The sequence below is a fragment of the Streptomyces silaceus genome, assembly GCF_001419745.1.
GTDB lineage: Bacteria > Actinomycetota > Actinomycetes > Streptomycetales > Streptomycetaceae > Streptomyces > Streptomyces silaceus.
The window spans coordinates 1-2,150 of record NZ_LIRJ01000694.1 but is presented as its reverse complement, the minus strand read 5'-3'; the positions used below and the strand labels follow the sequence as shown (position 1 = coordinate 2,150).

2 protein-coding genes are annotated in these 2,150 nt (G+C 74.3%); both read left to right on the top strand.

Annotated elements, in window-relative coordinates; genetic code table 11:
* Positions 1-93 precede the first annotated feature (93 nt).
* The gene (locus AOK22_RS38765) at positions 94-1,152 is read left to right on the top strand and encodes a MupA/Atu3671 family FMN-dependent luciferase-like monooxygenase (RefSeq protein WP_055703313.1); all 1,059 of its coding nucleotides are present in this window, start codon (positions 94-96) and stop codon (positions 1,150-1,152) included.
* Positions 1,149-2,150: condensation domain-containing protein (locus AOK22_RS38760; protein ID WP_244165287.1), on the top strand; the 1,002-nt coding region annotated here is incomplete at its 3' end. The genes AOK22_RS38765 and AOK22_RS38760, both read left to right, overlap by 4 nt.

Genomic DNA, 2,150 nt, shown 5'->3' with positions numbered 1-2,150 from the left:
GCGGCCGGGCCCGGCCGCCATCACCCGGCGGCCGCGCGTGCCCCGTCAACAGGATCAGCAGCGCCACCTCGGCAGCCAACAGGAGGAGAGGCCGTGGACCTCAGCGTGATGTTCTTCGGCGCGGACAGCAGCGCCACCGCGACGGGGACCGGAGCCCGGCACTCGGACACCTACGACGACATCCTCACCGTCGCCCGCACCGCCGACCGCCTCGGCTTCCACGCCCTGTGGACCCCCGAGCGCCACTTCCAGCAGGTCGGCCAGGTCTTCCCCAGCCCGCCCGTGCTCTCCGCAGCGCTCGCCGTCGCCACCGAGCGCATCGGCATCCGCGCGGGCAGCGTCGTCCTGCCCCTGCACCACCCGCTGAAGGTCGCCGAGGACTGGGCGGTCGTCGACAACCTCTCGCACGGCCGGGTCGGCCTCTCCGTCGCCACCGGCTGGCACTCCGCGGACTTCACCCTGGCCCCCGGCCACTACGAGGACCGCAGGAACCGCACCCTGAACACCATCCCCGAGCTGCGCAGGCTGTGGGCGGGCGAGGCCGTGGAGTACCCCGACGGCACCGGGCAGCCCGTCGCCGTCGTGCCCCAGCCGCGGCCCGTGCAGGACGCGTTGCCGCTGTGGATCACCACGTCCGGCAACCCGGAGACCTGGGAGGCCGCCGGACGGCTGCGTGCCGGAGTGCTCGGCGCGACGGTCGGACAGAGCAGGGACGAGCTCGCCGAGAAGATCGCCCGCTACCGCGCCGCGTGCGCCGCCGCCCCCGACCAGTCGGGCACCGACGCGCACGGCCGCGTGACGCTGATGGCGCACACCTACGTCGGCGCGGACGACGCCGAGGTGCGCCGCCTGGCCGCCGCGCCCCTCAAGACGTACCTCTCCTCGTACCTGCGCCAGACCGCCGCCAACCGGGGCGGCCGGGGCGAGGAGCTCACCGAGGAACAGACCGCGATGCTCACCGAGTTCGCGTTCCAGCGCTATCTGAACTGGGGCAGCCTCCTGGGCTCGCCCGGCACCTGCGCCAAGATGCTCGCCGACCTGCGCGACCTGGGCTGTGACGAGGTCGCCTGCTTCATCGACTTCGGCATCGGACGGGACGAGGTCCTCGCGGGGCTGCACCGCCTCGCCGAACTGAGAGAGGCCGCACTGTGACCCCGAACTCCCCTTCCGCCGCCGACCGGTTCAGCGCGCTCAGCGGCGAGCAGCGGGTGCGGCTCATGCGCCGCCTCGTCGAGGCGGGCCGGGCCCGGGAGATCCCCGCGGTCGTGCCGCCCCGCGACGCCGAGGGGCCGGTGCCGCTCAGCCCCGCCCAGCGGGACCTGTGGGTGTACGAGTCGCTGTATCCCGGCACCCCGGACCTGAACCTGTGCTGCGCCTACCACTTCGACGCGCCGGACGGGCCCGTCGACCCGGCCCACCTGGAGGCCGCGCTCACCCTCATCCAGCGCCACCACGACATCCTGCGCACCCGCATCTCCGGCACGGCCGACGACCTGCGCGTCGACTTCCCCGACGAGGGCCCCTTCGTCCTGGAGCGCGAGGACCTGCGCGGCACCGGCACCACCATCGAGGAGGCCTTCCGGGCCTTCCGCCGCAGGCCGTTCCGCCTCGGCGGGCAGGGCGGCGACGGGAGCGACGGCGAGGACCGCGGCGAGCCCCTGATCCGGGGCCGCTTCGTGCGCGTCGACGACACCCGTACGACGCTGATGCTGAGCCTGCACCACATCATCACCGACTGGTGGTCCTTCGACGTCCTGCAGACCGAGTTCGCCGAGGCCTACCGCGCCGTGCGCGAGGGCACCGAGCCGCGGCTGACCCGCCCCGCGATCCAGTACGCCGACTTCGCCTCCTGGCAGGCCGAGCTGGAGCGGGCCGGCGTCTTCGGCGAGCGCCTGGACTTCTGGCGCCGCTATCTGGCCGACCCGCCGGGACCGCTGACCGTCCCCGGCCACGGCAGCCCGGACGCGGGCGAGGACGGCATCGTCCAGATCCGCTTCCGCGTCGACGCGACCACCGCGCGGGCCGTGCGCGCCCTGGCCCGCGAGCGCGGCGCCTCCGTGTACGTCGTCCTCATGACGGTCTTCGCGATCCTCGCCCACCGGGTGTCCGGCGCCGACGACCTGGTGCTCGGCACGCCCGTCGCCAACCGC